We start from the raw sequence: 24,936 nt of genomic DNA, 5'->3' as shown, positions 1-24,936 counted from the left end.
CTCCGGATCACTAAAACAGTTCACGCGATCGCTAAAATAGCTCAACGATGCATTAAAACAGTGCTCGCGATCGCTGAAACAGTGCAACGATGGGCAAAAATTGCTCAACGGAGAGCGGTCGCAACTCAGACGATCTCGCTCGGAGCGAGTAAAACTATACTGACTACCTTCTGAACACTAAAAAACAGCAAGGTAAAATCGAAAGAGCTAACTTTTGTTGAGCAAGCAGATATGAGATTTAACGTAACGCTCGATCGAGACGAAGATGGAGTTTGGGTCGTTGAGTGCCCCAGTATTCCAGGATGTGTGAGTCAAGGTCAGACGAAACAAGAAGCCCTTGAAAATATTAAAGATGCAATTGCAGCTTGTTTACAAGTTCGGGCAGAGCGTGGAATGCCGCTGACGATAGAAACTCATCAGGTTGAGGTTGTCGCCTAATGGGTTCTGCTTTACCTGTGATGAGTGGGCGCGAAGTGGTGCGCGTCTTTGAGTCGTTAGGTTGGGAGGCTGTGCGTCAGACGGGAAGCCACATCATCATGACAAAGGACGAAGAGCTTGTCACGCTTTCGATTCCTGATCACCGCGAAGTGGCGAAAGGAACCTTGCGAAGTTTGATTCGCAATGCTGGATTAACCGTAGAGGAATTTGTTGCTGCTAAATAGTCTGTAGAGAGCCGATTAGCAACACAGTGGAGCGGACGGGATAAGGCTCGTGCCGTTTCAGGGTTATTTACCGCCGCCCACTTTAGCTCGATCGCTTGTTAGACCATCTGATTCAGCACAATAACGATCACTAATCCCCGCCGCCATCTCCGGTTGCTGCCTTCTGCGCGGCAAATCGCTCCTTGAATTCGCGCTGTTGAACGTTGTGATCAATGATCGGTCTGGGATATCCGGCTCGATCGCGCCTCAAGTCGTAGGAAACCTTGATAGGGTTAAGTTCAGCTTGATCTAGAATCGAGGTCTACCAGTCGTCTGAAATCTACAGATTGAGAGCATTGGAAACAGGAGGACGTATCGCAATGACGATCGCTGCCAAACAAGAGCTTTCCTTTGATCAGTTTCTTGAGCAATATCCCGAAGATGGGCGCTATGAACTCGTTGATGGGGAAATCGTGAGAATTTTAGCCACAAGACAACACGAGGACATCGCCGATTTTATTGCTGATGCAATGAAAGATGAAGTAAAACTCCGTCAGTTAAACTACAAAGTTTCAGATCGGATTGTTTTAGCCACACAAACGCAAGCAGGCAAAGAGCATGGGCGCAATCCAGATGTAAGCGTTGTTGATTTAGCGTTGTGGCGATCGAATCGGCTTGCCTATGCCGCTTTACAAGAACCGATTCAATTAGCCGTAGAAGTGGTTTCAACCAATTGGGAAGACGATTACATCGATAAACTCGATGAATATCAACGAATGGGAATTTCTGAGTATTGGATCGTTGATTATCTAGCGATCGGCAGCAGAACTTACTTAGGCAACCCCAAAACGCCGACGGTTTTTGTTTATTTATTAGATGAGTCAGGCGTTTACCAATCCACGGCGTTTAAAGAGGACGATCGTATTCTCTCTCGTACCTTTCCCGAATTAACCTTGACTCTCAATCAAATTCTGAATGCTTGATTCTGCTGAACACTCGCAAGATCTCTTGCATGAATCCAGACAGCCCTCATCCCCAACCCTTCTCCCTGGGGGAGAAGGGAGCTAGAATTCTTGTTCCCTCTCCCTGGGGAGAGGGTTAGGGTGAGGGCATCGACAATTCATGTAAGAGGTCTACTAATCCCCGCCGCCATCTCCGGTCGCTGCCTTCTGCGCGGCAAACCGCTCCTTAAATTTGCGCTGTTGAACATTGTGGTCAATGATCGGTCTGGGATATCCGGCTCGATCGCGCTCCTCCGGCGAAATCTTGCCCGAAAGCAAATTCTCAGTGTCAACGCTCCGCAACTCTGGCAACCATTCGCGAATATACTCCGCCTCCGCATCAAACTTTTTCGCTTGACTCGCCGGATTAAAGATTCTCAACGGTTTTGGATCCATGCCGCTCGATGTACTCCACTGCCACCCGCCGTTATTCGACGACAAATCGCCATCATACAACCGCTGCATAAAATACTTCTCACCCAAGCGATAGTCCACGAACAAATCTTTTGTGAGAAAGCTTGCCGTAATCATTCGACAGCGATTGTGCATCCAAGCGGTTTCATTCATCTGCCGTATCGCCGCATCGATAATCGGATATCCCGTCCGCCCTTCGCACCAAGCCTGAAAATACTTTTCGTTATTGTCCCAGGGAAACGTCTTCAGCACCGGACGATAAGCACCCTCGGCTAATTCAGGGAAATGATACATTGCGTGTTGATAAAACTCGCGCCAAGCAATCTCCTGCCGCCAAACTCGAATATCATCGGTTTCGCCCTTGTGATCTGCCGCTTCCACGGTCGCCGCCCAAACCGTCCGGACTCCAATCACTCCAAACTTGAGCGCCGCACTTAAAAGCGAAGTCCCAGGCTGAGCCGGAAAATTTCGCTGTTCCTGATATTGATAGATCGCCGAAGCACAGAACTCTTCTAATCGCTCCTTTGCCGCCTTCTCGCCGGGATCAAGCATCAAGGGATTGTCCCAGACATAGCCCAGTTCTTTTACTGTTGGAAGCGGAATGATCCCTGCTGCTTGTTCCCGCTCGGCATCGGTCAATCCTTCTGCCCCTGCCAAATCTGCAACGGGAGACGCTTTCGATCGACTACTCCAATTCTTCCAAAACGGGGAATAAACCGTATAAGGCGAACCTGTTCCTGATTTGATGTCTTCCGGTGAATGGAGCAGTTGATCCCAAAATCGCTGCACTTCGATTCCACTTTCATTCAGCGCAGTGACCACTGCCTGATCGCGATCGCGTCCATACGGCTCGACATCCTGATTCAAAAACACCGCTTTAGCATTCAGCGATCGTGCCAGTTTCGGAATCCCTTCCTTCGGATCAGCCTGGATAATCAGTAATTCACTCCCTGCCGCCGCATACCGCTCCTGCAAAGATTCCAGACTGCCGATCAGATACTTCACCCGGGCAGGCGCAACATCATCGCGATCGAGAATCAACGGATCAAGGCAAAACACGCCCACGACTTTTGGCGATCGTTCTCTTGCCTTGGACAGCCCCAAATTATCTGAAGCCCGAAGATCCCGACGATGCCAAAACAAAATCAAATCAGACATAACCTACGAACCGAGTAACAACGATCGCGCTAATAAGAAGCTAGAAATCGACTTAGAATCCGCGATATCTCCAGCGTAGATCGCACTCTCGACTTCCTGCGGTGTCATTAACACTGTTTCCATGTCTTCATCCTCATCTTGAGCAGGCGGATTCTCGACCACAGTGGCTTCTGTCGCCAAAAACGCATAGATAATCTCATCCGAATAGCCCGGAGCTAAAAAGAATTGTCCAAGCTTCTTCCAATTTTCCGAGGTGTAGCCTGTTTCTTCCTGAACCTCGCGCTGCACCGTTTCGAGCGGATCTTCTCCCGGTTCAACAGTGCCTGCCGGAAACTCATACAATCGTCCCTTTGCCGCAAATCGATACTGCCGCACCAGCACAAGCTTGCCGTCAGTCGTCACTGGGATTACCAATGCACCGCCCGGATGACGAATACATTCCCAATCGCCCTCTGATTTATTCGGCAATCGTAAACTGTTGACTTCAAAGTTAAACTTGCGTCCTTTGTACAAAAGGCGCTGCTTTAGGAGTTGAGGAGGTTCTGATCCGAAGGACATAAACTTAACGAGGTGAAGGATTTAGAGCTTTCGCACATCAGACGCATCAATCGATCGCGCTAGTTCCAAGATCGATCGATTCAACACTGGATGCTGCCAATCCGGAGCAATTTCAGCCAAAGGCACCAGCACAAAGGCCCGATCGCTCATACGCGGATGCGGAATATTTAGCATTTGCGTTTGAAAGATTCCATCTTCAAATAGAAGGATATCTAAGTCAAGGGTACGAGCATCCCATTTCTGCTGCCGAATCCGCCCAAATTCGCTTTCAATGTGCTGAAGCTTTGCGAGCAGTTCTAGGGGTTCTAAGTCAGTTTCAAGAATCGCACAGCCATTGAGATAATCGGGCTGGGACGGACTGTTGGGAAGCGTCACTGCTTTGGTTTGATACCAAGACGATCGCGCAATCACACCCTCTAATCGACTTAATGCAGATTCTAGAATCGAGCGTGAATCTCCCAAATTGCTACCGAGCGCGATCGCATATTTCATCAGACGATAATCCAAAACTTCCCTGTTATAGTCAAGAGTATCGCTGCATTCTGGACAAGCTAATGGTACATCCTGCCTTTACTGAGATTACCGATGAAGAACTAATGCAAATGAGTTCCAAAAATCCTGAACTGCGATTTGAACGTAACGCAGATGGGAGTTTAGTCACGATGCCACCGGTTGGGGGAATTTCAGGAGATCGAGAAGCGTCTGCGATTAGCTTTCTCTACGTTCACGTTCATGGACAAGAATTAGGAAACGTTTTCAGTTCTAGCACTGGATTTCGATTGGCAAATACAGCAATCCGCTCTCCAGGTGCGGCATTTGTCGCGAAGGGTCGATTACCTCAAAATTGGAAACAGCAAGAAGACAAATTTATCGCGATCGCACCTGATTTTGTGATTGAAATTCGATCGAAATCCGACTCCCTCGAAGCGTTAAAAGCCAAAATGCAGGAGTACATCGAGAATGGGGTGCGCTTAGGATGGCTAATTGATTGTAAAAACAAAACCCCTTTTGTCTATCGCGCCGATGGTTCAATCACGCAATATCCTGAATCTGCAACTTTAAGCGGTGAAGATGTCGTTCCAGGACTTTCTTTAGCGCTGAAAATTCTGTTGTAGCTGCGTCAATAAATCGAGGGCACAAAGAATTGTTCATTGATCGGGGGACGAACATAATCATCGGGAGCAGCCTGACGCGGCGTTAGCTCGATCGGTTCAGGAGTCATATCGGTATACGGAACTTTGCTCAAAATATGACTGATACAGTTGAGACGAGCACGTTTTTTATCATCCGCTTCGACCGTGAACCAGGGCGCTTCAGGAATATTTGTGTGAGCAAGCATTGTATCTTTTGCTTTGGAAAATTCCACCCAGCGATCGCGAGACTCCAAATCCATCGGACTCAATTTCCATCGCCGCATCGGATCAATTGCCCGCGATTGAAATCGCCGCTCTTGCTCCTCATCGCTCACCGAAAACCAGTATTTCAGCAGCATAATCCCCGATCGCACCAGCATTCGCTCAAACTCTGGGCAGGAGTGCATAAACTCTTGATACTGCACTTCGGTACAAAAACCCATGATGTGCTCGACCCCAGCGCGGTTGTACCAACTGCGATCAAATAGCACAATCTCACCTGCTGACGGTAAATGCTCTACATAGCGCTGGAAATACCATTGGGTTTTTTCGCGATCGGACGGCGTTCCTAACGCCACCACTCGACACCCACGCGGATTCATCGGATCGGAAATGCGTTTGATCGTGCCCCCTTTACCCGCCGCATCGCGCCCTTCAAAGATAATCACCAGCCGATATCCGGTGTGCTTGATCCAATACTGCATCTTCACCAGTTCGGCTTGTAACTTGCTAAGTTCGGTTTCATAAACTTTTGAACTGAGCTTTTTTGCTTTATGAGCCTCAGTTGTGTGTTGTTTTTTATTCGATCGATCCATTAGCACACCGAGAACAAACACTTAAACTCAACTTACAACACCGCATCCTGAGCAATACTGAAAAGAATCTGCATGTTTAAACCGATGCTTCAGTCTCTATTGTTTTTCGTCTTAGCTGGATTGTGTGAAATCGGGGGCGGCTATCTATTTTGGCTCTGGGTGCGTGAAGGAAAAAGCGTTTGGTTTGCAGCGGTTGGAATGCTTATCTTAGCGATCTACGGAGTTGTACCAACCTTGCAGCCCGTCAATTTTGGCAGAGCTTATGCAGCTTATGGGGGCGTGTTTATTGTGTTGTCGATCGCTTGGGGCTGGATCGTCGATCGCGTTCGTCCCGATTATTACGATTGGCTCGGAGGCGCTATCGCGCTCATGGGTGTGTTGGTGATGATGTACGCACCCCGACACTAGAAGCGCGATCGCGCCTTGGAACTATCGCTGCAAACTCCGGGGATCGAGCGCGTCGCGCAATCCATCTCCAAGCAGGTTAAACGCCAGCACCGTCAAGACAATCAAAACAGCAGGTGGCCACACCAACCAGGGTTGCAGCACTAAAATTGAGGCGTTGCTTGCCAACGACAACATATTTCCCCAGGACGGATCAGGCTGCTGAATTCCAAGACCAATCAGACTCAGAACCGATTCCGCAATGATAAAACTCGGAATTTGCAGCGTTGCCGAAATGATCACATAGGTTGCGGTTTGCGGTAGGACATGCCGAACAATAATGTAGAGCGATTTTCCACCCATTGCCCGCGATGCCTGCACAAACTCACGCTCTTTAATCGAAAGCACTTGCCCCCGAATCACCCGCGCCAATCCTGCCCAGCTAATAAACGACGTAATGAAGATAATCAGCAAAAACCGTTGAGCGCTCGATAATCCCGGTGGCAACACCGCAGCCAGTGCCACCAAAAGATAAATGCTCGGAATCGTCATCAACACTTCGACAATTCGCATCAACACCCCATCAATCCAGCCGCCAAAGTAGCCAGAAATTCCGCCGATTAACATTCCGATCGGAAACGACAGCGCAATCCCCACCAATCCGATACTGAGACTAATTCGACCGCCATACACCAAGCGGCTAAACAAATCCCGCGCCTGCTCATCTGTCCCTAATAAATTAAATTTCCCTTCGCCAGTCGTGCCGAACAAATGCAGATTGCCAGGAATCCCTGGAAACAGTTCAATTTCTTCAAACTTCGGATCGCTGAGTGAAACCTGGGTCGGTAACGGTAATCGAATTTGAAAAAAGCGGTAAGGCTCACCTTGCACAAAAAATCTCAGCGGTGAAGGCTTCGACCGATCGACCCGCAATTCGCGATCGCCCGTATTCACATCTACCGGGCCTTGCGTGGTTGGATAGACGTGCGGGCCAATGAAGCGATTATTTTGATCCGTCCAATAAATCTGCGTCGGGGGTAACAATGCACCATCCGTTTGAGGCTTACAAGCCCCGCTGGTAATCGACACCGTATCACACGGGCTATAGGGCGCAACAAACTCGGCAGCGATCGCCGAGAAATAGAACAGCAGCAGCAGCAGCGCTCCAAGCTTGGCTAACGGATTTCTTTTGAGTTTCAGCCACCAGTCCATAGGTCAGAGAAGATAGGGGTTAACGCGAATCGTTGACGATGATTGTGACTTTCGGTTCGTCGTCAGGCTCAACCGAGAGCATGGGCTCCAGAATGCTATTTTCCACCGTTTCCGAGAAGATCGAGCCCCGCTGCGGCGGCAAGTCAGGATTGAGGAGAATTTCGACGGTCGTTTTAACGACGCTGGTTAAAGGAATCGCCAAAATCACACCCAATAATCCCGCTACTCTAGCACCTACCAGCAGCGACATGAGGATGATGACGGGACTGAACCCCGTTAACTCTCCTAAAATCCGAGGCGCGATCGCATTATCTTTTACCTGCTGAATTCCAATTGCAACCCCGACCACTTCGATCGCTAACCACCAATCAATAAACGCCACCAAAATCCCAACGATCGCAATTCCCAAACTCGCCCCAATAAACGGAATCACTTCCATCGCCCCGATAAACACGGCAAACACTAGGAAGAACGGCACTCGCAGCCACCAAAACGCGATCGACAGCATCACTGCCATAAACAGCCCTAACAGCAATTGACCGGATGCAAATCGCTGTAAACTATCGCGCATGGAGTTCGTTAGACTTTCCCGAATCGGCTGCGAAAAAATGCCCGTGATCCCGTTCCAAAGCTTCTTCCCATCTAGCACCAAGTAAAACGAGATCACCAAGATCAAAATAAAATCCAGCACCCAGTTAAACGTGCCCAGCACCAAGCCAATTCCGGTTGAAGCGAGCGATCGCGCCTGTCCTTGCAGTTGAGCGGAGAACTGCTGCTCAAGAAACGACAAATCAAAGCCTAAATGCCGCGCTTGGCTCCACGCTTGAAATTCCGAAATTTGATCTTGTCCTGATGCAATCAGATTTGGCAAATTTGCTGCGAGTTGTTGCGCTTGCTGAAGAATTGGCGGCGCGATCGTCACCGCCACCACCCCAAAAATTACGCCAGCGAATAGGTAAACGATCGCAGCCGAAATCGTTCTCGGTAGCACTTGGCTCAGCCGCGAAACCGGATAGTTCAGCATAAAAGCAATCAAGCTCGCTGTGACTAGAACGCTAATCAGTTCACCAAAATAAGTGAGGGCGTTGAGCGTCAGCCATCCAGAGACTAGAATCAGCAACCAAGTAATGAGAAATTGCTGAATAGGGGAGAAAAAACGATCCATGAGCAGCCGCGATCGAGTACCTTTTAATTCTGCCGCCTGATTTGGCGAATGGGTGGGATGCGATCGCGGCTTTCTACCTGAAGTTACATCCAATAATCATCCGCAGGTTCGTGTTCAACCACAAACACATTCGAGTAGAGATTCGCAATGATTTGCTTTCCTTGTTGCGTCAGCGACAGATAGTACAGCGCGTGTTTGATGTAAGGATAAACGCCTTGCCAGTAGAATTTAGGGTAATTCTTGCGTAAATCTCCAGGATGACGGTATCCCAAGGCTTTGTTGACCCCTGTTTCCTCGAATTCGTAGTAGAGGGCGCTAATTTTCTTCAGATAGCGGGGATCGCTTAATTGCCCGATCAAGTCTGAGGCGCGAATCAAGCCGGGATAGTTCATCGTGTCCTGGTGATCTTCGGCAGCGGGAACCGGAAAGCGCGTTAACTCGATATTCTGCTTAACGATTTCGGCGTTGATCAGTTTGTGTCCACCGAATCGCTCATCAATGAAGAGTTTGGCGCGATCGACATGATAGGGAGTCATCGCCGCATCCGACGATCCGGGCTGCACTGCCACCATTGCACCATCGCGTCCAGTTGCATACAGATTGTGTCTATCCTGCCGACAAACTCCCCGAACGTAGCCAATATCGTGGCAAACTAGCGAAATAATGAAGTGGAGCCAGTCCTCACACGACACGCCACCATCGCGAATATGCCGACCTCGCAAAATCTCTTGACCCACCAGAGTCACCAAGATCGAGTGTTCAACATTGTGATAAAGCGCATCGCTATTTGCGATATTTTCCATTGCCATCGACCCAACCCAGCCGATGATATCTTCATAATCAGACTTCCAGCCGCCATACGTGCGATGGTAGCCTTCCTTCAGCTTCTGAACAAAATCATCAATTAAGAGTTCTGTAGCGTTAAACATTTGGGGCGGTATGGCTAATTAACGCTTTTAGTTTTCCCGCCCCGCTTCACAAATTAAATATCGTGCTGAATCTCGTTTTTACTTTTTCATTACCTCAGCGACGCAGGCTTGAACGATCGAGTTTAATTCTTCTGGTGCAGCCTTGCCTTGTCCAATGCTGTTGCCGATTTGGGTGAATTGCTCAAACGAATAGGTTTTCTGAAGTTCTTCGATGCTACAGGTACAAATCTGACGCATCGCCTCGGAAGAAATGGTTTTGCTGTCCCCTTGCTCAACGCAAGTTTTCGTAAACACTTCAACTGCTTCTGCTGGATAGGGTGTCGTGTTTTGGGCGATCGCCTTTTGGGGCAGCACGGTTAGACTGCTGGCCGCAACCAAACCCAGCAAAGTCGAGAGCAGGTTGGATGAAAGGTTCATAAATACTGAATCTCAATGAATGGCTGATCGATATTATGGTTTTGCTCCGTTGAGGATCTATCTGCTCGGACAAAACTTTCAATAAACTTTAAGATTAATCGTTGGGGTAGAAGAATCTCTATTGAAATCAATCGGGCACTGGACAGTCTGCTCGCTTCGGATGTGACAAGATGGGGATGGTGTTTACCAGATGTTGCCGGATGTCTTTGACTGAGTTTGATTCAACGCTGCAACGATTGGGACAGGTGCGGTTTGCCCTGTTGCGTCTGCATAAAGCGCTGCTCGATGGAGAGCGGGTAAGGTATGAGCAGGAGTATGGACGGATTCGATCGAATACGGAGTTTTTTCAGTTGGTGCTGGAAAGTGAATGGTTTGCCTGGTTGCGACCAATTTCGCAGTTTATTGTGCAGATTGATGAAGCTTTGAGCGCGAAGGAGCCGATTACACTGGCTCAAGCGGATGAGCTACTCGTTCAAACTCGTCAACTGATGCAACCGTCGCAAACCGGATCGACGTTAGAGCAGAATTATTATCACGCAATTCAGCGCGATCCAGATATTGCGTTTATTCATGCAGAGTTAGCGAATATGTTGACGGTGAAATAGTTCGACGGTGCGATTTCTTGCGTGGGTCTGTCTACGTTAAGTGGGTACGATCGCGAGAATTTACCAAATGAAGAAATTGAATGATCCACGGGTGCAGGGGTTGTATTTTGGTCTGAGCTTCGTGGATCATTGGTTTTTTGGCGGTGTGTAGGATGATGCCACTCTTACATGATCGCCTAAAGCAAATTTGGGGCTATTCAGAGTTTCGGTTTCCTCAATTTGAGATCGTTCAAGCGATTTTAGCTCGGCAGGATGCGTTGATTGTTTTACCCACAGGTGGCGGTAAATCATTGTGCTTTCAGCTTCCTGCCATTATGCAGCAAGGATTAACGATCGTTGTTTCTCCCTTGGTTGCACTGATGGAAAACCAAGTCCAAGAGCTACAGCAAAAACGCATTCCAGCAGCACTGCTCCACAGTGAACTTTCAAGCTGGCAACGCAAACAAGTTCTAAATGCTATTGCAACTCATCGCTTACTGTATCTTTCCCCCGAAACACTGCTAAGTCCACCCGTTTGGCAGCGCTTGATCAATCCCGAACTTAAGATTAATTCACTAATCATTGATGAGGCGCATTGTTTAGCTCAGTGGGGTGAGACATTTCGACCTGTTTACTATCGATTGGGGGCTGCTCGATCGACCTTATCGAACCATCGAAACCGCATTACGATCGCGGCTTTTACGGCAACTGCAAACCCAGCAACTCAAGCAACCATCCAACGCCTTTTACAACTTGAAGCACCGCAATGTTTTCGAGTGAGTCCGTATCGAGCGAATCTAACCTTGAAGGTTCAACCTGTTTCAACGCCGAGACAGCGCAGACAAAAGTTATTAGAGGTGATTCGCGCTCAAACTGGCTCAGGCTTAGTGTATGTACGATCGCGTCGAGATGCTGAAGAACTCGTAGAATGGTTAACTCAACAAGGACATCGAACTGCAGCTTATCATGCAGGCTTAAAATCAACCGATCGACGACAGATTGAACAGGCTTGGCTGAACGATCAGTTACGGTTTGTGGTTGCAACTTGCGCTTTTGGTCTAGGAGTTAACAAAGCTGCAACTCGATGGGTTGTACATTATCATGCTCCGTTGCTGATGAGTGAGTATGTCCAAGAAATTGGGCGAGCAGGACGAGATGGAAAAGCTGCGATCGCGGTTCTACTCAAAAGCAGTTGGCTTGATTTAGAAGATCGTCAGCGCTGGCAGTTCTTTGAGACTCAGGAACGCAATCAAGCTATCAAAGCACAGCAATTAATTCCGAAGCTACCGCAGCAAGGCAATATTGATGTGGTAGCGCGAGAGTTTAAGGGAGCAGCGATCGCGCTTTCTCTTCTGCACAATGCAAATCAACTGACTTGGACTGATCCTTTTCACTATGAAATTCAGTCTAAACAAAAGCGATTGAAGACTTCGCACAATTCGACCCAATCCATGAAAGACTATCTCAGCACTAAAGGCTGTCGGTGGAGGTTTGTGTTGCGATCGTTTGGCTTTGAGCAGGATGCTGAGAACTTTGCTTGTGGTCACTGTGATCACTGTCGTTAACACCAGAAGCTCAACAAGCCAGTAATTATGACTGTCGTGGAGACCCAACTTCTACAAGTTACACATTGCTCTGATGAAACCTTTTAGAGATCATCAATCTCCACAAGCATTCTATCAACCGTATCCTTCAAACTAGGTAAGTTGTTCTGCACGATCACCCAAACTAAGTTCAGCGACACCCGGAAATACTCATGCACCACAATGTTCCTGAACGCAATAATTTGCACCCACGGCACTTCGGAGTATTGATTCATCAATTCGACTGATAATGAATTTGTTGCCTCTCCAATAACCTGAAGATGATGAACAATCCAAACTTGAATCAGTTCTTGTGCATCAAACGCCTGCTTTCCTTGATTCGCGTACCGTTCAATCGCTGCGATCGCACCAAAATATCCCGCAACCGTTCATCATCTCGCCTCATAACCGCACTGCCTCTGAAAGAACAGACTCTCGAATCCGTTCTTTCAACATATCCACCGTTGCAACATCAACCTTGCGCTGCAAAAGCCTTTCTAAATCAAGCTTTAGCCCTCCAGGAAACCAAGGCGAAATCCTTTCCAAATCGTAGTTAACCAGAAAATCGATGTCGCTGGTTGCTGTCGCTTCTCCCCGCGCAACTGAACCAAATACTCGGATGTCGAATGCTCCATGCCGTGCCGCGACTTCTAGGATCTGCGATCGTTTCTCCGATAAAAGCTCCGCAATTCCTAATCCCGTTTGCATTGTTTATACTTCAGCAATCAAGATTTTCAGATAGTTACTTCTAGTTTAAGATCTTCCTTTCAAAATCCTAAAGCCATCGGTAAATTCTGCAAACTTTATGACGATCGCAGTTGTGCCTGAATAAACTGATATCCGTGATCAAATCGGGAAAGCATTCGGCAATTCAATTGATTGAGTTCACCAATAATATTGGGATCATCAAAGTCTCTTGCATTGCGATTGAGAAAGCACGATCGCTGGGGTTGATTCTGCTGCAAATGATCCACCACAGAAGCATAGACGATCGCATCTTGAGGTCTTAGCTGATAAGTTAGCTCACAGGATGCGGCTTCAAGCAAGATGTCGGAAGTCAGTGGAATAATTTCAGCAAGGCTGATTAAGCGCGATCGAATTTGATTGAATCGTTGTCGCTCTTCTTGATTGCTTAGAGTAATGAGATCAGAGACATCTTGAATATTCCTAATCCGATCGCCATAAGAGACTGTCCGTGAAAGTTGAGCTAATTCAGCATTCAGTTGTTGCTGCAAATTCGTGCGACGAATGGCTTGACGGCTCAACTTTTCATGGGGTTCAGCCAAACTATAAGCCGGAATGATTAGCCCTGCCTGACCAGTTTGGCACAGACTTAAAACTGATTCACAACTTGTACACTGTTCCTGCTCAAAAGCCAATTCCAGAATAAAGTTCGTTTCGACGTAAATATTCACGCCAATTCCTCATACTGAAGTTGTCCTCCAGAGATGGCTGAATAGAGACCAGAATCAATCAGCCAGGATTGTGATTGATAGGATGTTTCAGCAAGATTTTTTGAAAGCGTCAGTTCGCTTAACCACGCACCAACCATCAGCGTAAAACTGTCGCCATAGATTTGCTCAGGCTGGATTCCTGTTCGTTCAAAATAAGGTTGAAAAATTGGAACAGCATCAATGATGTAGTCTGGTTCTCGATCTAATTGACCATCAGATTCAATCCACAGGAAGAGACGATCGGGAAAAGCCATCAGGAAATATGGAGCCTTTGGAGCTTCTTCATGAGCGAGAAGATTACTTCTAAATTTCGCAGCCCAATCTGGTGCAGCATTCAGTTTGGTTTTCACTTCAACCGCTACGACAAGTTGACCAGAGCGATTTCTAACTTCTATATCCCATTGAAAACCTAGATAAATCGACATCATTCGCCCTCTTCAAAGACGATTTACTCTATCATTCTGTCGCAAAACTTGAATCACCCACGATCGCCCGTCAAAATCAGTCAAAATCCTAAAGCCTTCTGCATCTGCTCTAAATCCATCTGATAATAAACAACCGAGAATTTTCCGAGGGTTGCCTTATGAGCTATCGCATGAATCGCCGCGCCTATGCCGAAACTTTTGGCCCGACTGTCGGCGATCGCGTCCGGCTTGCGGATACTGAACTGATCATCGAAGTCGAACAAGACCTGACCACTTACGGGGATGAAGTGAAATTCGGCGGCGGGAAAGTGATTCGCGATGGCATGGGACAATCGCCGATTACCAATGAAGAGGGTGCGGTTGATGCAGTGATTACCAATGCGCTGATCCTTGACTGGTGGGGCATTGTGAAAGCAGATGTGGGAATTAAGGATGGGAAGATTCATGCGATCGGTAAAGCTGGAAATCCCTATATTCAAGACGATGTCACGATCATTATTGGCCCTGGCACTGAAGCGATCGCCGGAGAAGGCCTGATCCTCACCGCAGGCGGAATTGATACTCACATTCACTTTATCTGTCCGCAACAGATCGAAGTTGCGATCGCATCGGGTGTTACAACGATGATTGGTGGCGGAACAGGACCTGCTGCGGGAACGAATGCCACGACTTGCACTCCCGGACCTTGGTACATTCATCGAATGCTGCAAGCGGCAGAAGCCTTCCCGATGAACTTAGGATTCTTAGGCAAGGGAAATTCGAGCCAACCGGATGCACTCGAAGAACAGATCAAAGCGGGCGCAATGGGACTGAAGCTGCACGAAGACTGGGGAACCACACCTGCGGCGATCGATACCTGTTTAAGCGTGGCTGATGACTATGATGTGCAAGTTGCCATTCACACCGATACCCTAAACGAAGCAGGCTTTGTTGAAGATACGATCGCAGCCTTCAAAAATCGCGTCATTCACACTTATCACACCGAAGGTGCAGGCGGCGGACACGCTCCAGACATCATTAAAGTTTGTGGTGAGGCGAATGTATTGCCCTCCTCGACCAATCCGACTCGACCTTACACACAAAACACGCTAGATGAACACTTAGATATGTTGATGGTTTGTCACCATCTTGATCCGAGCATTCCTGAAGATGTTGCCTTTGCAGAATCGCGGATTCGCCGAGAAACGATCGCAGCCGAAGACATTCTGCATGATATTGGTGCGTTTAGTATGCTGTCTTCTGACTCGCAAGCAATGGGGCGCATCGGAGAAGTGATCATTCGCACTTGGCAAACCGGACACAAGATGAAAGTACAACGGGGAGCATTATCAGAGGATAGCGATCGGAATGATAATTTCCGAGCCAAACGCTATGTTGCCAAGTACACGATCAATCCTGCAATCACACATGGCATTGCGGATCACGTTGGATCGGTTGAAGTTGGTAAGTTAGCCGATTTGTGTCTGTGGCGACCTGCAATGTTTGGAGTCAAGCCAGAAATGGTAATCAAAGGAGGAATGATCGCTTGGTCACAGATGGGCGATGCAAATGCGAGTATTCCGACTCCGCAACCTGTACATATGCGTCCGATGTTTGGCAGTTTTGGTCAAGCGATCGCGCCCATCTCCCTTACGTTTGTTTCTCAGGCTTCGTTGAAGAAAGGTAGTTTAGATTCGCTGCATTTGAAACGTCGATTAGTTCCCGTTTCTGGAATTCGCAGTCTGACCAAACGCGATATGAAACTGAATGATGCACTCCCTCACATGGAAGTAGATGCAGAGACGTATCAAGTTCGGGCAGATGGCGAACTATTAACTTGCGAACCTGCAACGGTTTTACCCATGGCGCAACGTTATTTTTTGTTCTGAGTCATTGTTAAGATCAAGATATTGCAACCAGTGAGGTAGAGCATGAATCAACCCATTACTGATCGGATGCGGTGGACGATCGCAGATCTAGAGCTACCTCCGGAGGATGACCGACGATATGAAATTATTGATCGCGAACTCAAACTCCGCCTTTATTCAGCGCGAGGAGTGCGAGAGTATTGGATCATTGATTGGCAAGCTCAACAGATGGAGGTTTACCGCCGAGAATCCGCTACCCTCGCGCTAGTCGCAACATTGTTTCCGGGTGATGAGATCACAAGTGCCGTGTTGCCTGGGTTTAGAATGCCGATCATAGTTCTATTTACCTAGACTGATCCTGAATGCAAGTTTCTATCTTGTCGATTGGTTTAATTGCCATCAATACAGGTTCTTCCGCGCCCAGAACAATGGTTTCGCCCTGATGCTCGATCGTTAATTTCGTTCCTTCTCGCAGCAAGTAAGTTGCTTTGTCGTGCGTAATCTCAACTTCTAACCGCTGCCCTTGTAGAATCAGCGCAAACTTCATCCGCTTTAAGGTCTTTGGTAGCCGAGGATGGAACGAAAATCCTCCATCAGAATCGCGTAAGCCTGCAAATCCATACACTAACACCATCCAAGTCCCGCCCATTGAGGCAATGTGGCATCCATTTTCTACATTGCCTGCCACATCGCCTAAATCCATCAAGGTGGCATAGCGGGCATAGTCGATCGCTTGATCCATTTTGCCGATTTCTGCTGCAACAATGCTTTGAATACACACAGATAGCGAAGAATCACCTGTCGTTAGCGGATCATAATACTCAAAGTTCTGGCGCTTTTGCTCTCGCGAAAACTCATGCCCCAGTAAAAACATTGCTAACACAATGTCAGCTTGCTTGATCACTTGATGTCGATAGATTACCAAAGGATGGAAGTGAAGCAGCAGAGGATACTTCTCAGCAGGTGTGTTCTCAAAGTCCCAAACTTCTTGTTCTAAAAATCCATCGTGCTGTAAGTGAATGCCTAGCTTCTCGTCAAAAGCGAGATACATTGAGTCGGCTGCTCTTTGCCAGTCATCCGCTTCTGAAAGTTCAACTTGAATTTTTGCAGCTAGCGCAGCAAAGCGATTGGGATACTCATTGTGCAGTTGTCGCACCACTTTGGCAGCATACCAAAGGTTCTCTCTTGCCATCAAATTGGTGTAAGTGTTGTTATCAACCACAGTGTTGTATTCATCCGGCCCTGTCACTGCATGAATGCAGAATTGGTTGTTCGATCGCGGTGAGAAAAATCCTAAGCTAAACCACATTCGCGCTGTTTCCACGAGCATCTCTGCTCCAACCTGACAAAGAAACTCATCGTCCTGCGTGACTTTTACATACTTTTTTAGGGCATACATAATGTCAGCATCAATGTGATACTGAGCCGTTCCTGCTGCATAATAAGCCGAAGCTTCTTCCCCGTTGATGGTTCTCCAGGGGAACAATGCCCCTGCTTGACTTACTTCCTTTGCCCGCTGTCTTGCTTGATCCAACATTTGATAGCGGAACATTAATAGATTCTTTGCGATCGAGGGTGCCGTATAAGTTAGAAATGGCATCACATAGATTTCTGCATCCCAGAAGTAATGTCCATCATAGGCTTGGCTGGTCAATCCTTTTGATGGAATTCCCGCTCCCTCTGATCGCGCCGAAGCTTGCAAAATGTGGAACAGATTAAATCTCAGAACTTGCTGTAGCCGCTCTGGTGTTTCATCGGGGTGATCGGGTGCGCCATCAATCTCAATATCACTGCGATACCAAAAATCATCGAGATAGTCACATTGGCTTTTCAGGAGTGCATTAAAGCCTTGTTTCATCGTTCGATCGAGCGTCCGTTCTGCGCGATCGTGCAATTCCTGACTCGAACAGCGCCCCGAATGATGGTAAGTAATAAACTTGATCAATCGAATCGTTGCATTGGGCTTTCCATCAATGCTAAAGACCACTTTGCCATCATCTTCAGAACAATCGCTGGTGTACTCATAAGCACAGTCTGTCTCAAACTGATGATCGACACCACAGGCAACTGTCATGTGACTATTTCGAGTTTGGTGACTGAGAATCAATCGGCGATCGCGCTTGGACTGTTGTTGCGGAAGGAGAACCCGCTCTTTAAACTTCTTCGCCAATCTTGGATCGTTGCTGGTGCTACCGCCTTCTGGCTCGTAGCGGACTTCCGAAGAAATGACGATCGGCGCTTCTGCATTGAGCAAAGTGACTTCATAGGAAATCGCCGCCACATGACGCTGCACAAGCGATATCAATCGCTGCGATCGGATCAAAACCTGCTTTCCCGACGGCGTTTCCCAGAGAATTTCTCGATCGAGCGTCCCCGTCTGCATATTCAGAGCGCGTTCAAACTGCAACAAAGTTGCAGTCGGCAAATAAAATAGTTCATCATCAACATAAAGCTTAATCGGCTTACTGTCAGTCACGCTGACGATCGTCTGTCCGGTTTTCGCATAGCCATATGCCGCTTCCGCATACTCAATCTCATACGACTCATAGAAGCCATTAATGAATGTCCCGTTTTGCGCCACCGGATTGCCTTCCTCACACCCCCCACGCATTCCGACATAGCCATTAGCAGTAGAAAATAAAGTTTCCATCTGGGCAAGGCGTTGCGGGTAGAACTCAGTTTCAACCCACCGCCAAGGATCATGTGGATAAATGTGCTTTGGCGGATGGATCAGTTTACGATGTAGCATTGGGTCTAAGCGTATGAGAACAATGAACGCGAGTAATCGAATTTGCTCTCATCCTGTAATTTCGGGGGAATCGCTGCATCTGACTTTCTACATAATTTTGGCGATCGTGCTGATTTGCGTATTTCTTGTTTGAATAGGTATCTATGACTGCATCTGACTCGTTTTCAACTTGTATTCAAACCTTGGGACTCGATCGCATCGATCGGCATATCTTCATTTGCGCTGATCAAACAAAGCCCTTATGTTGCAGCAAAGAAGCGGGGATCGAAGCTTGGAACTATTTGAAAAAACGCTTACGAGAACTAGAGTTAGACAAGCCCACTGCTGAGCGTCCAAGCTGTGTGTTTCGCACCAAAGCAAACTGCTTAAGGGTTTGCGATCACGGCTCGATTCTAGTCGTCTATCCCGATGGCGTTTGGTACCACTCCGTTACGCCAGAAGTGATTGAACGGATTATCCAAGAACACCTGATTGGCAATCGGATTGTTGAAGAGTTTGTTCTTTTGAGACATCCGCTTCCGCAACCAGAAAACCCTTCTAAAAAGAACGAAGATCCGGTAGCTTCTGACTAAGAAAAACTAAACCTTTAAGAGAGTGAAAATTAATAAATGTTGAGAGAGTTCGTGCTTTACGATCGTCAAAATCAATCACTCTCACTTCATTTCCGAGATTGTTTAAACACTACTAGATTGATTTTGTAGCAAATAGTCCATGCGCTTGGATCGCGATCGTTGCCCCCTGCCCCGGCTGCATCCGAAAAAAGTTTAACTTCTTGACGAGTCGGATATAATGGCGCATGACATATAGATTAGATAAAAATCTGGATGGTTTCAGTTCTTGAATCAACTTCGAGTCCGATCAGCCAGAATAATCCGTACTGTTGAGCCGAAATACACGACTCTGAACGCTCAGAATCGGTAAGATAGCTCAGTCATGAAGTCGATTTGTGTAAATGTTGATTTAGATTCAGGCAGAGCGAGTAGCACAGCATGAAGGAAACCAGTTCAGGGAATCACAGACGCTTGCTGTTGATTGATGATGACCCTAACCTAATTCTGTTGGTTAAAGATTATCTGGAGTTCCGGGGATACGAAGTCGTCACCGCAGAAAACGGGCGGGAAGCGCTGGAAGTCCTAGAGCAAGATATCCCAGATATGATTATTTGCGATGTGATGATGCCAGAAATGGACGGCTATCAACTCGTAAGCAACATCCGCCAAGACCCCAAAACAAGCTGGATTCCAGTGTTGTTTCTCTCTGCTAAAGGTCAGAGCCAAGACCGAGTAAAAGGTCTGAATATCGGCGCGGATGTGTATATGGTGAAGCCGTTTGAGCCAGAAGAACTGGTGGCACAGGTGGAATCCTCGCTCAAGCAGGCTTCGCGTCTGATTCAGCATAAGGATGCCAAAGGCGGCGAAACGGCTCCTAAGATTCAGGTGCCGTTTGATGTGGAATTAACGCCGACTGAATTAAGGGTGGTTCAGTTTGTGGCGCGAGGCATGGCGAATCGTGAGATTGCCGAAGAATTAAACGTGAGTCAACGCACGATCGAAAGCCACGTCAGCAATATGCTCGGTAAAACCGGATTGCACAACCGCACCGAGTTGGCGCGGTGGGCGATCGAAAATAGCATGGCGTAGGTTGAATCTCATCAAGAGTTTAGGGGCGGCACGATCGTGCCGCCCTTTTTGTTAACGTGCCGCCTGAATCTTCTGGAGTTGTTCGGTAAAGTAATCCACTCTGTAGTTGATTTGTTGAGCCACTTCTAACCCTTGACGAAAGGCATTCGCCGCCTCTGTTCGTGCATTGCGCTGAAGCTGAATTTGTCCAATTTGATCGTAGGCATCCATCACGCCGAACGTATCGTAAGCCTGCTGCTGGACGCCTGCGAGATATTGATAAACTTGCAGCGCCGCATCAAGGCGATTGTTCGATCGATATAGCGCTCCCAATTTTCGGAGCGCATCGCTCGCGTAGGCAAACTGTAACAGCGGTGCTGCAAGTTCAAACGCTTCTTGGTAAACCTTTTCTGCTGCCTCTAATTGATTTGTTGCCGCATAATTATCCGCCTGTCGCAGTTTGAGTGCGGGAATCAATTTGGCTTGCTGAGGATCACGCTGATAGATGTCAATTAACTGCTGTTGGTAGGCGATCGCCTGAGCGGGCTGTTTGGCTTGCTCAGAAATATAGGCAAGCTGAGCTAAATTCGCCGTCACGTTCTGAGCATCGTTACGCGCCTTTGCAATATTTAAGAGTTCTGTATAAGTTGCGATCGCATCCGGATAATCAAACCAACTGAGGTGCAATTGCCCGATCGTGTTGAGTAAATTGAGTTCGGCGGCAGCATCTTGACGCGCTCTCGCTTCCGTTAACATCTGCTGATAAACCTTCAGCGCCAGTCCGGGCGATCGCACTTGCTGAAATGCAAGTCCTAAACCGGGGAGGATCTGTGCGCGATCAGGCGGTACGGGCTGATTGTTCTGCGGTTGCTGAATCTGGATTTGAATAGCCGAAAGTCGATTTGTGATAACCCTCACCTGATTCGGCTGGTTCTGCACCCAAGCGATATTTCCGACTCGTCCTAACGCCTGCACTTCTTCGAGCAATCCCAGCGCTCGCCTTAACCGTAATTCACGATTCCAAATATCAAACGCACCCAAAGAATCGCCCGATCGCAGTTTTGCGCCGGCTTCCGTGTCGAGTCGATCAAGTGCCGTTCTCAGCGCTTGCTTCTCAGCTTCGGGCAGCGGGCGGTTTAAGCCACCGGGAAGCAAGGGGTCAGGCGTGCTTAGCTCTAAAGGATTGTAGAATCGGTCTGGAAGTTGCGGTTTTGCCGGGGGATCAGCCGCATTGATGCTGAGTGTCATGCTCAAGCTACAGACGATCGTGCCTGCGATTCCGCTCCAGTAGCGCAGTAGGGTCATGATGATGTCTTAGGTCTTTCTTTACCAGAATCTCAGGTTATCGAAAAGTTTCAGCACAATACAGCAAACCTTCTACAACTTCATCGAATTAGAAGTTAAAACCTAAAAATTATCATTTCTGTGTATCGAAGATTTTACACTTAGGCTTAAGATTTGTACTGGACTGGGTGTGATTAAATCGATCGCGCTGTTCGTTAGATTCATTCAAAAAGAGCCTGAGCGAGGAAACTGTGAGAATTTTGGTCGTTGGCAATGGTGGGCGCGAACACGCTCTAACTTGGAAGTTCTTGCAGTCTCCGCAGGTACAGCAAGTGGTGTGTATTCCGGGCAATGGCGGCACGGCTTCTCTGAAAAATTGCCGTAATTTGCCGCTATCGATCGACGACTTTGCGGGCATGGCGCGATATGCGCTGGTGAACAATATTGGCATGGTGGTCGTGGGGCCTGAGTTGCCGCTCTCGCTTGGAATTACAGACTTTCTAAGACAGCAAGGCTTAACAGTGTTTGGGCCGACTCAAGCGGGAGCACAAATCGAGTCGAGTAAGGCTTGGGCAAAAGCGTTGATGCAAGAAGCAGGAATTCCAACCGCAAAGGCTGAGGTGTTCACCGATGCAGAGTCGGCAAAGAATTATGTCCGCGCTCAGGGTGCGCCGATCGTGATTAAAGCCGATGGACTTGCTGCCGGAAAAGGGGTGACTGTAGCCGAATCTGTGGAGCAGGCAGAGGGCGCGATCGCTGCCTGTTTCTCCGGTCAGTTTGGTGCAGCCGGAAGCCAAGTTGTGATCGAAGAATGCCTGATGGGTCAAGAAGTCTCAATTTTGGCTGTCACCGATGGCTTAACGATTCGCCCACTATTGCCTGCTCAAGACCATAAGCGGATTGGCGAAGGCGATACCGGAGAGAACACAGGCGGCATGGGGGCTTACGCTCCGGCTCCGATCGCAACTCCAGAGTTGATGAATCGAATTCAGCAAGAAATTCTCGAACCTGCAATTCGGGTACTGCGCGATCGCAAGATCGATTATCGCGGCGTTTTGTATGCAGGATTGATGATTACGCCTGAAGGCGATCCAAAAGTGATCGAATTTAACTGTCGATTCGGTGATCCAGAAACGCAAGCGATTTTGCCGCTGCTTGAAACGCCGTTAGAAAAGCTTTTGTACGCTTGCGCCCAGCAGAAACTTGCAGATTTTCCTGAGATTGAGTGGAAATCGGGTGCAGCAACTTGCGTGGTGGTGGCTGCCGGTGGCTATCCGGGGAGCCATCCAAAGGGACTACCCGTCAGCGGCATCCAAGCGGCAGAAGAAACCGGAGCGGCTGTGTTTCATGCGGGAACGCAATTAAAGCAAGCGCAATTAATCACAGACGGTGGACGAGTGTTTGGAGTCACGGCGATCGGTGAAACGTTCGATCAGTCGATCGAGGCGGCTTATCGAGCGGTCGATCGCATTCAGTTTGAGGGAATGTACTACCGCCGTGACATTGGTAGCCGCGTAAAGACGAAGTAAGATGAAGAAAAACGCGAAGACAGAAACAAGTTGTTATGATGCTTCGCAGTTTGTTCTTTATTCATAATCTTCACCGTGTCATCCCTCGTTGCCCAAATTCCGGATGTTCTACGTCGCTGGTGGTCTGGTTTTAGCCTCCAGACAAAACTCATGGCGGCAGCTACTTTGGTCGTGTCGATCGTGATGAGTGGCTTAACCTTCTGGGCGGTCAATACAATCCAGATGGATGCGCGGTTGAACGATACGCGCTTCGGCAGCGATTTGGGTTTACTGATGGCGGCGAACGTTGCGCCCCTGATAAACGAGGAGAATCGAACGGAACTGGCTCGCTTTTCGCATCGCTTTTATAGCAGCACTGCCAGCATTCGCTATATGCTCTACGCCGATGCGGACGGCAACATCTTTTTTGGGATTCCTTTTTCCGATGCTCAGGTGCAGAACTCGCTAACGATTCAGCGCAAAATTCAACTGCCCGAAGATTTTACAGAACGCACGGATCATCCGCTGGTACGCCAGCATCTCACTCCGGATGGTGAGGTGACGGATGTATTTGTGCCGCTGGTGTCCGAGGGCAAATATCTCGGCGTTTTGGCGATCGGCACGAATCCGAATCCAACCGTGGTCACTTCTTCGCACTTGACGCGAGATGTGACGATCGCGGTATTCGTCTCAATCTGGGTGATGGTGATTTTGGGGGCGGTGTTTAATGCGCTGCAAATTACCAAGCCGATTCGTGAATTAGTCATCGGGGTGCGCAATATTGCCAAAGGCAACTTTAAGCAGCGCGTGGATCTGCCTGTTGGCGCGGGTGTTGAACTGAGTGGACTCATTGACAGCTTTAACGACATGGCAGAGCGGCTAGAGCGCTACGAAGAACAAAACATCGAAGAATTGACCGCAGAAAAAGCCAAATTAGAAACCCTAATTTCGACGATCGCAGATGGAGCAGTGCTGCTCGATGCCAATATGCAAATCGTGTTAGCCAATCCGACAGCACGAAAGATTTTTGGATGGGAGAACAAAGCGATCGAAGGCGAAAACGCGCTTTATGCCTTTCCGGTCGCGGTTCAAGTTGAACTGACAAGACCGCTGTTTCAGATGGCGCGGGGCGAAGTGCGGGAGGAGGCAGAATTTCGGATTACCGCGATCGAACCGAATAACCGCACCTTGCGCGTATTATTAAATGCCGTTGTTGATCCGGTGCGCGAGAACGTGAAAGGCATTGCGGTCACGGTGCAGGATATTACTCGCGAAGTCGAACTCAACGAAGCAAAAAGCCAATTTATCAGCAACGTTTCTCACGAACTCAGAACGCCATTATTTAATATCAAATCGTTTATCGAAACGCTTTACGAATACGGTGAAGAACTCACCGAAACTCAGAAACTCGAATTTCTTGAAACTGCCAATCGAGAAACCGATCGTCTTACCCGTTTAGTCAACGATGTTCTGGATCTCTCGCGTTTGGAATCGTGCAAGATTTATCACTTTGAAGCGATCGATCTGGTGCAGCCGATCGAACAAATTCTCAGAACTTACCAACTCAACGCCAAAGATAAAGGCATCGAACTGATTCAAGAAATCGAGCCAAACTTACCGCCTGTGTTTGGACACTACGATTTGCTGCTTCAAGTCTTTGCGAATTTGGTGGGTAATGCTTTGAAATTCACCGAAGCGGGTGGAAAAGTGGCAATCCGCGCTTACTCGCTACCAGCGCATGAATCTCAATCCCAGCGATTTGTGCGCGTTGAAATTGGCGATACCGGAATTGGAATCGATGGAGTCGATCAAGAAGCCATTTTCGATCGCTTCTTCCGCGTGGAAAACCGAGTTCATACGCTCGAAGGAACGGGATTGGGACTGTCGATCGTCAAAAACATTATCGAGCGCCACCGCAGTCATGTTCGACTGGTGAGCGAAGTCGGCTGTGGGACAACGTTCTGGTTTGATTTAGTTGTGTTTCAGGAGAACTCACATCTGATCGAAACCACAGCCGAGCCTGTAAGACTTGCTGAAGCGGTGAATGCACCCTGAA

At 48.1% G+C, this 24,936-nt stretch carries 27 protein-coding genes and 1 pseudogene; 14 read left to right on the top strand and 14 right to left on the bottom strand.

The window, feature by feature from the left end:
- Window positions 1-231: 231 nt before the first annotated feature.
- The 3 genes from H6F51_23180 to H6F51_23170 all read left to right on the top strand — a co-directional run bounded on the left by H6F51_23180 (window position 232) and on the right by H6F51_23170 (window position 1,624).
- Window positions 232-438: a type II toxin-antitoxin system HicB family antitoxin gene (locus H6F51_23180; GenBank protein ID MBD1825376.1), complete on the top strand. Its 207-nt coding sequence runs from the start codon at window positions 232-234 to the stop codon at window positions 436-438.
- On the top strand, window positions 438-662 hold the full coding sequence (locus tag H6F51_23175) for a type II toxin-antitoxin system HicA family toxin (protein MBD1825375.1): 225 nt from the start codon (window positions 438-440) through the stop codon (window positions 660-662). The genes H6F51_23180 and H6F51_23175 overlap by 1 nt, the downstream gene beginning before the upstream one ends.
- Before the next feature lie 359 nt (window positions 663-1,021).
- Entirely contained in the window at window positions 1,022-1,624 is a 603-nt protein-coding gene (locus H6F51_23170) for a Uma2 family endonuclease (protein ID MBD1825374.1), read from the top strand.
- A gap of 153 nt (window positions 1,625-1,777) precedes the next feature.
- On the opposite strand, the gene H6F51_23165 is transcribed toward H6F51_23170, so the two are convergent.
- Genes H6F51_23165 through folK form a run of 3 tightly spaced genes read right to left on the bottom strand, consistent with a single transcriptional unit; the run spans window position 1,778 to window position 4,264 of the window.
- On the bottom strand, window positions 1,778-3,214 hold the full coding sequence (locus H6F51_23165; protein ID MBD1825373.1) for a deoxyribodipyrimidine photo-lyase: 1,437 nt from the start codon (window positions 3,212-3,214) through the stop codon (window positions 1,778-1,780).
- Window positions 3,215-3,217: 3 nt separating this feature from the next.
- Window positions 3,218-3,772: an NUDIX hydrolase gene (locus H6F51_23160; protein MBD1825372.1), complete on the bottom strand. Its 555-nt coding sequence runs from the start codon at window positions 3,770-3,772 to the stop codon at window positions 3,218-3,220.
- A 21-nt stretch (window positions 3,773-3,793) separates the two neighbouring features.
- Window positions 3,794-4,264, bottom strand: a complete 471-nt coding sequence (gene folK, locus H6F51_23155) for a 2-amino-4-hydroxy-6-hydroxymethyldihydropteridine diphosphokinase (protein ID MBD1825371.1) — start codon at window positions 4,262-4,264, stop codon at window positions 3,794-3,796.
- 62 nt (window positions 4,265-4,326) lie between these two features.
- Here folK and H6F51_23150 point away from each other — a divergent pair, with 62 nt between their 5' ends.
- The gene (locus H6F51_23150) at window positions 4,327-4,887 is read left to right on the top strand and encodes a Uma2 family endonuclease (GenBank protein MBD1825370.1); all 561 of its coding nucleotides are present in this window, start codon (window positions 4,327-4,329) and stop codon (window positions 4,885-4,887) included.
- 5 nt (window positions 4,888-4,892) lie between these two features.
- Here the strand turns inward: H6F51_23150 and ppk2 are convergent, their stop codons facing one another.
- Window positions 4,893-5,720, bottom strand: coding sequence for a polyphosphate kinase 2 (ppk2, locus tag H6F51_23145; protein MBD1825369.1), 828 nt, complete (start codon window positions 5,718-5,720; stop codon window positions 4,893-4,895).
- Window positions 5,721-5,804: 84 nt separating this feature from the next.
- On the opposite strand from ppk2, the gene H6F51_23140 reads away from it, so the two are divergent.
- Window positions 5,805-6,128 carry a YnfA family protein gene (locus H6F51_23140; protein ID MBD1825368.1) on the top strand — a complete coding sequence of 108 codons (324 nt, stop codon included), beginning with the start codon at window positions 5,805-5,807 and terminating at the stop codon, window positions 6,126-6,128.
- 21 nt (window positions 6,129-6,149) lie between these two features.
- Here H6F51_23140 and H6F51_23135 read toward each other — a convergent pair whose 3' ends face one another.
- The 4 genes from H6F51_23135 to H6F51_23120 all read right to left on the bottom strand — a co-directional run bounded on the left by H6F51_23135 (window position 6,150) and on the right by H6F51_23120 (window position 9,827).
- Entirely contained in the window at window positions 6,150-7,316 is a 1,167-nt protein-coding gene (locus H6F51_23135) for an ABC transporter permease (GenBank protein ID MBD1825367.1), read from the bottom strand.
- Between the two features lie 19 nt (window positions 7,317-7,335).
- A complete protein-coding gene (locus H6F51_23130; GenBank protein ID MBD1825366.1) occupies window positions 7,336-8,481 on the bottom strand; it encodes an AI-2E family transporter in 1,146 nt (381 codons plus the stop codon).
- An 83-nt stretch (window positions 8,482-8,564) separates the two neighbouring features.
- Window positions 8,565-9,410 carry a metal-dependent phosphohydrolase gene (locus tag H6F51_23125; protein ID MBD1825365.1) on the bottom strand — a complete coding sequence of 282 codons (846 nt, stop codon included), beginning with the start codon at window positions 9,408-9,410 and terminating at the stop codon, window positions 8,565-8,567.
- A gap of 78 nt (window positions 9,411-9,488) precedes the next feature.
- Window positions 9,489-9,827 (bottom strand): hypothetical protein, encoded by a 339-nt coding sequence (locus tag H6F51_23120; GenBank protein MBD1825364.1) that lies wholly within the window; start codon window positions 9,825-9,827, stop codon window positions 9,489-9,491.
- A 200-nt stretch (window positions 9,828-10,027) separates the two neighbouring features.
- Here H6F51_23120 and H6F51_23115 point away from each other — a divergent pair, with 200 nt between their 5' ends.
- Both H6F51_23115 and H6F51_23110 read left to right on the top strand, forming a co-directional pair.
- Entirely contained in the window at window positions 10,028-10,432 is a 405-nt protein-coding gene (locus tag H6F51_23115) for a hypothetical protein (protein MBD1825363.1), read from the top strand.
- Window positions 10,433-10,584: 152 nt separating this feature from the next.
- Window positions 10,585-11,976: an ATP-dependent DNA helicase RecQ gene (locus H6F51_23110; protein MBD1825362.1), complete on the top strand. Its 1,392-nt coding sequence runs from the start codon at window positions 10,585-10,587 to the stop codon at window positions 11,974-11,976.
- Between the two features lie 83 nt (window positions 11,977-12,059).
- Here H6F51_23110 and H6F51_23105 read toward each other — a convergent pair.
- From H6F51_23105 to H6F51_23090, 4 genes and pseudogenes are all read right to left on the bottom strand, one after another.
- Window positions 12,060-12,400 (bottom strand): annotated as a pseudogene (locus H6F51_23105) (DUF86 domain-containing protein).
- Window positions 12,397-12,702: a nucleotidyltransferase domain-containing protein gene (locus H6F51_23100; GenBank protein ID MBD1825361.1), complete on the bottom strand. Its 306-nt coding sequence runs from the start codon at window positions 12,700-12,702 to the stop codon at window positions 12,397-12,399. Before H6F51_23100 ends, H6F51_23105 begins: the two are co-directional and overlap by 4 nt.
- Window positions 12,703-12,797: 95 nt before the next feature.
- Window positions 12,798-13,409, bottom strand: a complete 612-nt coding sequence (locus H6F51_23095; GenBank protein ID MBD1825360.1) for a DUF4935 domain-containing protein — start codon at window positions 13,407-13,409, stop codon at window positions 12,798-12,800.
- Window positions 13,406-13,876: a hypothetical protein gene (locus H6F51_23090; protein ID MBD1825359.1), complete on the bottom strand. Its 471-nt coding sequence runs from the start codon at window positions 13,874-13,876 to the stop codon at window positions 13,406-13,408. The genes H6F51_23095 and H6F51_23090 overlap by 4 nt, the downstream gene beginning before the upstream one ends.
- Window positions 13,877-14,031: 155 nt before the next feature.
- Here H6F51_23090 and ureC point away from each other — a divergent pair, with 155 nt between their 5' ends.
- A complete protein-coding gene (ureC, locus tag H6F51_23085) occupies window positions 14,032-15,741 on the top strand; it encodes an urease subunit alpha (protein ID MBD1825358.1) in 1,710 nt (569 codons plus the stop codon).
- Window positions 15,742-15,783: 42 nt separating this feature from the next.
- A complete protein-coding gene (locus H6F51_23080; protein MBD1825357.1) occupies window positions 15,784-16,071 on the top strand; it encodes a Uma2 family endonuclease in 288 nt (95 codons plus the stop codon).
- Here the strand turns inward: H6F51_23080 and H6F51_23075 are convergent.
- Window positions 16,064-18,469 (bottom strand): glycoside hydrolase family 65 protein, encoded by a 2,406-nt coding sequence (locus H6F51_23075; GenBank protein ID MBD1825356.1) that lies wholly within the window; start codon window positions 18,467-18,469, stop codon window positions 16,064-16,066. The genes H6F51_23080 and H6F51_23075 overlap by 8 nt on opposite strands.
- A 143-nt stretch (window positions 18,470-18,612) precedes the next feature.
- Here H6F51_23075 and H6F51_23070 point away from each other — a divergent pair, with 143 nt between their 5' ends.
- The 3 genes from H6F51_23070 (at window position 18,613) to H6F51_23060 (ending at window position 20,109) form a co-directional block, all read left to right on the top strand.
- Complete coding sequence (locus tag H6F51_23070; protein ID MBD1825355.1) at window positions 18,613-19,041, top strand: ferredoxin; 429 nt, start codon at window positions 18,613-18,615, stop codon at window positions 19,039-19,041.
- 36 nt (window positions 19,042-19,077) lie between these two features.
- Window positions 19,078-19,170 carry a hypothetical protein gene (locus H6F51_23065; protein MBD1825354.1) on the top strand — a complete coding sequence of 31 codons (93 nt, stop codon included), beginning with the start codon at window positions 19,078-19,080 and terminating at the stop codon, window positions 19,168-19,170.
- Between the two features lie 288 nt (window positions 19,171-19,458).
- A complete protein-coding gene (locus tag H6F51_23060; protein MBD1825353.1) occupies window positions 19,459-20,109 on the top strand; it encodes a response regulator transcription factor in 651 nt (216 codons plus the stop codon).
- A 51-nt stretch (window positions 20,110-20,160) separates the two neighbouring features.
- Here H6F51_23060 and H6F51_23055 read toward each other — a convergent pair whose 3' ends face one another.
- Window positions 20,161-21,393, bottom strand: a complete 1,233-nt coding sequence (locus H6F51_23055) for a hypothetical protein (protein MBD1825352.1) — start codon at window positions 21,391-21,393, stop codon at window positions 20,161-20,163.
- Window positions 21,394-21,623: 230 nt separating this feature from the next.
- On the opposite strand from H6F51_23055, the gene purD reads away from it, so the two are divergent.
- Window positions 21,624-22,901 (top strand): phosphoribosylamine--glycine ligase, encoded by a 1,278-nt coding sequence (gene purD / locus H6F51_23050; GenBank protein ID MBD1825351.1) that lies wholly within the window; start codon window positions 21,624-21,626, stop codon window positions 22,899-22,901.
- Between the two features lie 75 nt (window positions 22,902-22,976).
- Window positions 22,977-24,935: a HAMP domain-containing protein gene (locus tag H6F51_23045; GenBank protein MBD1825350.1), complete on the top strand. Its 1,959-nt coding sequence runs from the start codon at window positions 22,977-22,979 to the stop codon at window positions 24,933-24,935.
- Window position 24,936 lies beyond the last annotated feature (1 nt).

Source organism: Cyanobacteria bacterium FACHB-DQ100 (genome assembly GCA_014695195.1).
GTDB lineage: Bacteria > Cyanobacteriota > Cyanobacteriia > Leptolyngbyales > Leptolyngbyaceae > Leptolyngbya.
Note: the sequence above shows the minus strand (reverse complement) of the source record. Positions and strands in the feature narration are given on the sequence as shown.

What these genes read in the sequence shown, in the direction of transcription:
- H6F51_23180 (MBD1825376.1), top strand. Translation starts at nt 232, where the DNA reads ATGAGATTTAACGTAACGCTCGATCGAGACGAAGATGGAGTTTGGGTC.
- H6F51_23175 (MBD1825375.1), top strand. Translation starts at nt 438, where the DNA reads ATGGGTTCTGCTTTACCTGTGATGAGTGGGCGCGAAGTGGTGCGCGTC.
- H6F51_23170 (MBD1825374.1), top strand. Translation starts at nt 1,022, where the DNA reads ATGACGATCGCTGCCAAACAAGAGCTTTCCTTTGATCAGTTTCTTGAG.
- H6F51_23165 (MBD1825373.1), bottom strand. Translation starts at nt 3,214, where the DNA reads ATGTCTGATTTGATTTTGTTTTGGCATCGTCGGGATCTTCGGGCTTCA.
- H6F51_23160 (MBD1825372.1), bottom strand. Translation starts at nt 3,772, where the DNA reads ATGTCCTTCGGATCAGAACCTCCTCAACTCCTAAAGCAGCGCCTTTTG.
- folK (MBD1825371.1), bottom strand. Translation starts at nt 4,264, where the DNA reads ATGAAATATGCGATCGCGCTCGGTAGCAATTTGGGAGATTCACGCTCG.
- H6F51_23150 (MBD1825370.1), top strand. Translation starts at nt 4,327, where the DNA reads ATGGTACATCCTGCCTTTACTGAGATTACCGATGAAGAACTAATGCAA.
- ppk2 (MBD1825369.1), bottom strand. Translation starts at nt 5,720, where the DNA reads ATGGATCGATCGAATAAAAAACAACACACAACTGAGGCTCATAAAGCA.
- H6F51_23140 (MBD1825368.1), top strand. Translation starts at nt 5,805, where the DNA reads ATGCTTCAGTCTCTATTGTTTTTCGTCTTAGCTGGATTGTGTGAAATC.
- H6F51_23135 (MBD1825367.1), bottom strand. Translation starts at nt 7,316, where the DNA reads ATGGACTGGTGGCTGAAACTCAAAAGAAATCCGTTAGCCAAGCTTGGA.
- H6F51_23130 (MBD1825366.1), bottom strand. Translation starts at nt 8,481, where the DNA reads ATGGATCGTTTTTTCTCCCCTATTCAGCAATTTCTCATTACTTGGTTG.
- H6F51_23125 (MBD1825365.1), bottom strand. Translation starts at nt 9,410, where the DNA reads ATGTTTAACGCTACAGAACTCTTAATTGATGATTTTGTTCAGAAGCTG.
- H6F51_23120 (MBD1825364.1), bottom strand. Translation starts at nt 9,827, where the DNA reads ATGAACCTTTCATCCAACCTGCTCTCGACTTTGCTGGGTTTGGTTGCG.
- H6F51_23115 (MBD1825363.1), top strand. Translation starts at nt 10,028, where the DNA reads ATGTCTTTGACTGAGTTTGATTCAACGCTGCAACGATTGGGACAGGTG.
- H6F51_23110 (MBD1825362.1), top strand. Translation starts at nt 10,585, where the DNA reads ATGATGCCACTCTTACATGATCGCCTAAAGCAAATTTGGGGCTATTCA.
- H6F51_23100 (MBD1825361.1), bottom strand. Translation starts at nt 12,702, where the DNA reads ATGCAAACGGGATTAGGAATTGCGGAGCTTTTATCGGAGAAACGATCG.
- H6F51_23090 (MBD1825359.1), bottom strand. Translation starts at nt 13,876, where the DNA reads ATGATGTCGATTTATCTAGGTTTTCAATGGGATATAGAAGTTAGAAAT.
- ureC (MBD1825358.1), top strand. Translation starts at nt 14,032, where the DNA reads ATGAGCTATCGCATGAATCGCCGCGCCTATGCCGAAACTTTTGGCCCG.
- H6F51_23080 (MBD1825357.1), top strand. Translation starts at nt 15,784, where the DNA reads ATGAATCAACCCATTACTGATCGGATGCGGTGGACGATCGCAGATCTA.
- H6F51_23075 (MBD1825356.1), bottom strand. Translation starts at nt 18,469, where the DNA reads ATGCTACATCGTAAACTGATCCATCCGCCAAAGCACATTTATCCACAT.
- H6F51_23070 (MBD1825355.1), top strand. Translation starts at nt 18,613, where the DNA reads ATGACTGCATCTGACTCGTTTTCAACTTGTATTCAAACCTTGGGACTC.
- H6F51_23065 (MBD1825354.1), top strand. Translation starts at nt 19,078, where the DNA reads ATGTTGAGAGAGTTCGTGCTTTACGATCGTCAAAATCAATCACTCTCA.
- H6F51_23060 (MBD1825353.1), top strand. Translation starts at nt 19,459, where the DNA reads ATGAAGGAAACCAGTTCAGGGAATCACAGACGCTTGCTGTTGATTGAT.
- H6F51_23055 (MBD1825352.1), bottom strand. Translation starts at nt 21,393, where the DNA reads ATGACCCTACTGCGCTACTGGAGCGGAATCGCAGGCACGATCGTCTGT.